The 6045-nt window shown below is 69.5% G+C and carries 5 protein-coding genes; 2 read left to right on the top strand and 3 right to left on the bottom strand.

Going from position 1 to position 6045, the window contains the following annotated elements:
- Positions 1–2655, bottom strand: a 2655-nt coding sequence (locus tag OA56_RS01035; protein WP_461583186.1) for an Rne/Rng family ribonuclease, incomplete at its 3' end; no start/stop codon positions are given.
- A 472-nt stretch (positions 2656–3127) separates the two neighbouring features.
- On the opposite strand from OA56_RS01035, the gene OA56_RS01030 reads away from it, so the two are divergent.
- Both OA56_RS01030 and OA56_RS01025 read left to right on the top strand, forming a co-directional pair.
- Positions 3128–4084, top strand: coding sequence for an RluA family pseudouridine synthase (locus tag OA56_RS01030; protein WP_461583185.1), 957 nt, complete (start codon positions 3128–3130; stop codon positions 4082–4084).
- Positions 4081–4767: an HAD family hydrolase gene (locus tag OA56_RS01025; RefSeq protein WP_232424761.1), complete on the top strand. Its 687-nt coding sequence runs from the start codon at positions 4081–4083 to the stop codon at positions 4765–4767. The genes OA56_RS01030 and OA56_RS01025 overlap by 4 nt, the downstream gene beginning before the upstream one ends.
- Here the strand turns inward: OA56_RS01025 and OA56_RS01020 are convergent.
- Together OA56_RS01020 and OA56_RS01015 are read right to left on the bottom strand one after the other, a co-directional pair.
- Positions 4714–5427: an SAM-dependent methyltransferase gene (locus tag OA56_RS01020; protein WP_461583184.1), complete on the bottom strand. Its 714-nt coding sequence runs from the start codon at positions 5425–5427 to the stop codon at positions 4714–4716. The genes OA56_RS01025 and OA56_RS01020 overlap by 54 nt on opposite strands.
- Complete coding sequence (locus tag OA56_RS01015) at positions 5424–6005, bottom strand: Maf family nucleotide pyrophosphatase (RefSeq protein ID WP_055424161.1); 582 nt, start codon at positions 6003–6005, stop codon at positions 5424–5426. Before OA56_RS01015 ends, OA56_RS01020 begins: the two co-directional genes overlap by 4 nt.
- Positions 6006–6045 lie beyond the last annotated feature (40 nt).

The following is a 6045-nucleotide window of genomic DNA, read 5'->3' as shown; positions in this document are numbered from 1 at the left end:
CGTGCGGCTGGGTGGCGTCTGCTCGACGGGCGCCGCCTCGGTGGCCGGAGCGCTTGGGGACGGCATCGGCGCGGGGGTCAGAGCGCTGAGCGGTTCGGTGATTTCAGTCGCCGTCCCGTCGAACGGGGCACTCCGTGAGGGGGCCTCGGGTTCGCCCTGCGGCGTGGCGATCTCGGCCTGGCTGGCGGGAGCGGCCGTGGCCGTGGTGGGGAGGGCTTCGGGCTCGACGGCCGTGCCCGCGCTCTCCTGCCCCACTGCCGGCGCGGGGAGTTGCGGTGGCACGAGGGTGGGCAGGTTTTCCGGCGCGGGGGCGGCGGATGACGCTTCGGGCAGAGGCGCGGCGGCGTCATCGCGCTTTTTCGCGGACCTGCGCGGCGGCTGGGCCTCGACGGCCTGGGCGTCCTCATCGCTCGCAGCGGGTTCGGCCTCGGCCTGCGCCGTTTCTTCGGTTTCGGCGGATTCGATCACCTCTGCCGATTCACCCACGGCCTTGCGGCGTGAGCGCGAGCGGCGGCGGCGTTTGGCAACGGTCTCGGACGTGGTGTCCTCGCCGGCCGCTGGCAAGACCAGTTCCAGCGTTTCTCCGGTTTCCTCCACGGCAGGCGACGGCGTGGGCTCGGCGCTAGGGGCGGAGACGGGCGTCCGGGGCGCTTGCGGTGCGCCGGGCAGGGCTTCGGGAACGGGGCTCGGAAGAGGCGCTTCGACGGGCGTACGCTCGCTGCGGCGTTCCGTCGCTTCTTCACGGCGCCGGCCCGGTTCGCGCGGCGGCCGCTCGCTGCGGCGGGATCCTTCGGCGCTACGGGGCGGGCGCGGTTGACGCCGGCTTTCAGGGCGTCGGGGCGCTTCGGCGGCGGATTCGGCTGCCGCGGGGGCTGGGATGGGCGCTTCGGCCTTGGCTGCTTCGCCCTCGCCTGGGCCCATGAGGCTGCGCAGCCAGGACTTGAGGCGCTGCACCAAGGGAGCCGGGGCTGCCGGTTTGGCCGCAGCGGCTTCGGCGGCAGGCGCGGGGGTCGGCGTGGGGGCCGGTGCGCTCGGCGAAGGGGGCGGCGTTTCGGGGGTGATGCCCTTGACGGCCGCTTCCTGGCGTCGGGCGGGTTTCTCGGTGAGCTCGGTGACACGGCTGGATTCGGGGGCGGGCGGGGTGGCCAGCTCGTAGCTCACCAGGGTGACGTCGTGCGTGTCGAGCTGGTCGTGGCGCAGGCGCACCACCTCGTAGGCCGGAGTTTCCAGGTGGCGGTTGGGGATGACGACGATACGCACCTTGTGCCGCGCTTCGATGCGGGCGACGTCGACGCGCTTCTCGTTGAGGAGATAGGTGGCGACGTCGACCGGAACCTGGGTGTAGACGGCAGCGGTGTTCTCCTTGATCGCCTCTTCCTCGATCAGCCGCAGGATGTGCAGCGCGGCCGATTCGGTGCTGCGGATGTGGCCGGTGCCGGTGCAGCGCGGGCAGGTGATGTAGCTCGTTTCGGCGAGCGCCGGACGCAGCCGCTGGCGCGAGAGTTCCAGCAGACCGAACTTGCTGATCTTGCCCAGCTGTACGCGGGCGCGGTCGTGCTTGATGGAATCCTTGAGGCGGTTCTCGACCTCGCGCTGGTTCTTGGCCGACTCCATGTCGATGAAGTCGATGACGATGAGCCCGCCGAGGTCGCGCAGGCGCAGTTGCCGCGCGATTTCGTCGGCTGCCTCCAGGTTGGTCTTGAAGGCCGTCTCTTCGATGTCGGCCCCTTTCGTGGCGCGACCGGAGTTGACGTCGATGGCGACCAGCGCTTCGGTGTGGTCGATGACGATGGCCCCGCCGCTCGGCAGATTCACCTGGCGCGAATAGGCCGTCTCGATCTGGTGCTCGATCTGGAAGCGGGAGAAGAGGGGGACGTCGTCCTGGTAGCGTTTGACGCGCGGCACGCAGTCGGGCATGACGTGGGCCATGAATTGGCGCGCCTGCTCGTAGATGTCGTCGGTGTCGCAGAGGATCTCGCCGATGTCGGGCTGGAAGTAGTCGCGGATCGCCCGAATCACCAGGGCGCTTTCCTGGTAGATGAGGAAGGGGCCGGATTGCGAGGCGGCGGCGTCTTCGATCGCACGCCACAGCTTGAGGAGGTAGTTGAGGTCCCACTGCAGTTCTTCGCGCGTGCGGCCGATGGCGGCAGTGCGGGCGATCAGGCTCATGCCTTCGGGGACGTCGAGCTCCTCGAGCAGGGCTTTGAGCTCGGCGCGCTCCTCGCCGTCGATGCGCCGCGACACGCCCCCGCCGCGCGGGTTGTTGGGCATGAGTACGAGGTAGCGGCCGGCGAGCGAGATGTAGGTGGTGAGCGCCGCCCCCTTGTTGCCACGCTCGTCTTTTTCCACCTGGACGATGAGCTCTTGCCCGACCGAGAGCGCGTCCTGCACCCGGGTGCGGCCGTTGGCCTCGGTGCTCTTCCAGTAGGTGCGGGCGACTTCCTTGAAGGGAAGAAAGCCGTGGCGATCCTCGCCGTAATCGACGAACACCGCCTCGAGGCTGGGCTCGATGCGGGTGATCACCGCCTTGTAGATGTTGCCTTTGCGCTGTTCGCGGCCGGATCCTTCGATGTCGAAATCGATCAGCTTCTGGCCGTCGACGATGGCGACGCGCAGTTCCTCTGGCTGCGTCGCGTTGAAGAGCATGCGTTTCATCGTGTCGTCACTCCCGCGCTGCGGGCGGACGCGAACGGGCAGCGGCCCGGTGAGGGTCGACGTCAGCGCGCGGAGGCGCCGTTCCGCGGCGGCCGTTGAGGCCGCACGGGGCAAGGGACTGCGCCGTGCAGTGCGGGAGGCGTGGGGCCTGGATTCGGTGGCACCATGTCGTCGATCATCTCTTCGGTTCTGCCGCACCGTTCGGGGTGCGGCGGACTGCATTCCTGTTCGTGTCCGCCCGAGCCGTTCAAGTTGAGAAAAAAGTCGATAAGGCCGGGCGAGCCTGGTGTTCCGCCGGTTCATCCAACGCGGCGCCGAAAAGACGGGCGCCGGGTCGGAGGGGTTGTTCGATTCCGGTCGGGCGGGAGCACGGCGTCTTCTCGACGGGCTCGACCGCTCGAAGTCGGTCCACTCCGGGTGGACGTTGCACGACGACTCGACCGTGAATCGAAGCGATAGTATATTCGGGAAGATGATGGAACGCAAAATTTCTCCCGCGGCGCAGGAGTGGTGCGTCGACGAGGCGGGCGCAGGACAGCGCCTGGACAACTACCTCTTGCGCCACCTCAAGGGGGTGCCGAAGAGCCATGTCTATCGCATCATCCGCAGCGGCGAGGTGCGCGTCGACGGGCGTCGGGCACAGGCGCAGACGCGCCTGGCGCAAGGGCAGCGGGTGCGGGTGCCGCCAGTGCGCGTGGCCGAGGCGCCCGTGCGTCCGGCGATTCCCGCCGGGCCGCCGCTGCCGGTGGTCTATGAAGACGAAGACCTGATCGTGCTCGACAAACCGGCGGGGCTGGCGGTGCATGGCGGCTCCGGCGTCGCGTTCGGGGTGATCGAACGCTTGCGCGCCGAGCGACCCGGGGCGTCGCTGCTCGAGCTGGTACATCGGCTCGATCGCGAGACTTCCGGCCTGCTGATGGTGGCCAAGCGCCGCTCGACCCTGAAGGCGCTGCAGGATGCCTTGCGCGCCGGGCAAGTGCGCAAGCGCTATCTCGCCTTGGTCCACGGCCTCGTCGAGCACCCCGTGCAGCACGTACGCGCGCCGCTCTTCAAGTACCTTACGCCGGAAGGAGAGCGGCGCGTGCGCGTCAGCCCCGAGGGGAAGGTCGCGCACAGCATCGTGCGGCGTCTGCGGCGCTGGCCGCAGGCGGGTTATACCCTGGTCGAAGTGGAACTGAAGACGGGGCGCACGCATCAGATTCGCGTGCATATGGCGCATCTGGGGCATCCGCTGGTGGGCGACGAGAAGTACGGCCGTTTCGCCGCCAACAAGGCGTTGGCGCGAGCGGGATTCGATCGCATGTTCCTGCACGCGGCATTTCTTGCTTTCGTGCATCCGCGCTCGGGGCTGCGTCTCGAACTGGAGGCGCCGCTGCCACCGGAGTTGGGGGAATTCTTGGCCGGTCTGGGGCCGGGGGAGGAAGGGTGAGCGCATTCGAGCTGGTGGTGTTCGATTGGGACGGCACGCTGATGGATTCGACGGCGGCCATCGTCCGGGCGATGCAGCGCGCCGCCGAGGAGCTGGGGATTGCGCCGCCACCGGCCGAGCGGGCGCGCCACGTGATCGGCCTGGGGCTGGCCGATGCCTTGCGCCAGGCGCTGCCGGAGTTGCCGCCGCAGCGCTATCCGGAGATGGCGGCGCGCTACCGCCACCATTACTTGTCGCATGACGGCGAGCTCGCCCTCTTTCCCGGCGTCGAGGAGCTCCTTGCGCGACTCGTGGCCGCCGGGCGCTACGTGGCGGTGGCCACCGGCAAGAGCCGGCTGGGGCTGGAGCGGGCGCTCGATCATTCGGGCCTGCGCCGCTACGTGATGGCCTCGCGCACGGCCGATGAGTGCCATTCCAAGCCGCATCCGCAGATGCTGCAGGAGCTGCTGGAGGAATTCGCCGTGCCGCCCGAGCGGGCGGTGATGATCGGCGATACGACGCACGACCTGCTCATGGCCCAGGCGGCGGGGACGGCCGGCATCGGCGTGGCCTACGGAGCGCATCCGCGCGAGGCGCTCGCGGCGCTGCGGCCGTTGTCGGTGGTGGATGCGCCGCGTGCGCTCGCGCCGCTATTGCTGGGCGAGGAAGCCGAAGACGGTCGGGCGCTTGCCCAGCGTCGGTAAAGGCTCGGCGCGCCAGCGCGCGACGGGGGCGGTGCGGATCCACTGATCCGGCTGGGTGAGGTGGCAGGCCACGCACAGCAGCGTCGTCGGCACCAGCACCTGCGCCAGGGTTTCGAGCATGCGCTCGTTGCGATACGGCGTTTCGATGAAGAACTGGCTCTGCCTCCGGGCGCGGGATTCTGCTTCCAGCGCGGCGATGGCAGCGGCGCGCTCTGACGGCGGGATCGGCAGGTAGCCGTGGAAGGCGAAACGCTGGCCGTCGAGGCCGCTGCCCATGAGCGCGAGCAGGATGGCCGAGGGGCCGGCGAGGGGGACTACGGCGATGCCGCGTCGATGCGCCCGGGCGACCAGCGCTGCTCCCGGGTCGGCCACGCCGGGACAGCCGGCATCCGACATCAGACCGAGGTCCTCGCCTTCCAGGCAAGGGGCGAGCAGCACGTCCAGGGCGGCTGGGGCAGGAGATTCGGGGAGGCGCTGCAGCAAGAGTGCGGCGATCGGCCCCGGGTGTCCCAGGCGCTTGAGGGCAGCGCGGGCCGGTTTTTCGTTTTCGACGACGAAACGGCGCAGGCGCTGTATTTCGCGCAGGTGCTCGGGGGGCAGCAGCGGCGGACCTCCGTCGCCGAGCGGCGTGGGGATGAGCAGCAGGCGCCCCGGGGTCACGGCAGCGCCCAGCCGAGGCGGCGCAGCATCCGCGCCGTAGCGATGAGCGGCAGGCCGATGAGGGCGGTGGGATCGCTCGATTCGACCGCCTCGAGCAACGCGATGCCGAGCCCCTCGGCCTTGGCGCTGCCAGCGCAGTCGAGCGGCCGTTCGCGCTCGACGTAGCGCACGATCTCCTCGTCGGTGAGATCGGCGCGAAAGCGCACCCGGGTGGGCACGAGTTCGGTCTGGACGTGGCCCTCTTCGTCGAGCACGCACACGGCGGTGGAGAATTCCACCGTCTGTCCGCGCATGCGCCGCAACTGCTCGATGGCGCGCTGCGCGCTGCCGGGCTTGCCGAAGCGCTCATCGCCGAGGTGGGCGACCTGGTCGCTGCCGATGACGTGGCAAGCTTCGCCGAGCGTTGCCGCGACCGCGCGGGCCTTGGCTTCGGCCAGTCGCCGTGCCGTCTGTTCCGGCGGCTCTTCGGGCAGCGGCGTCTCGTCTACCTGCGGAGCGATGGCGACGAATGGTACGCCGAATCGTTCGAGGAGCTGGCGGCGGTAGGAGGAGGTCGAGGCGAGGATCAGGCGGGGCATGGTAGTATTTTTTGACAAAAACGTCGGGAAATCTTATCAT

The sequence above is a fragment of the Tepidiphilus sp. HLB4 genome (genome assembly GCF_054823945.1).
The sequence above is the reverse complement of the archived record's forward strand: the minus strand, read 5'-3'. Positions and strand labels throughout refer to the sequence as shown.

Coding starts and splice junctions, on each gene's coding strand:
- OA56_RS01030 (WP_461583185.1), top strand. CDS start 3,128: ATGATGGAACGCAAAATTTCTCCCGCGGCGCAGGAGTGGTGCGTCGAC.
- OA56_RS01015 (WP_055424161.1), bottom strand. CDS start 6,005: ATGCCCCGCCTGATCCTCGCCTCGACCTCCTCCTACCGCCGCCAGCTC.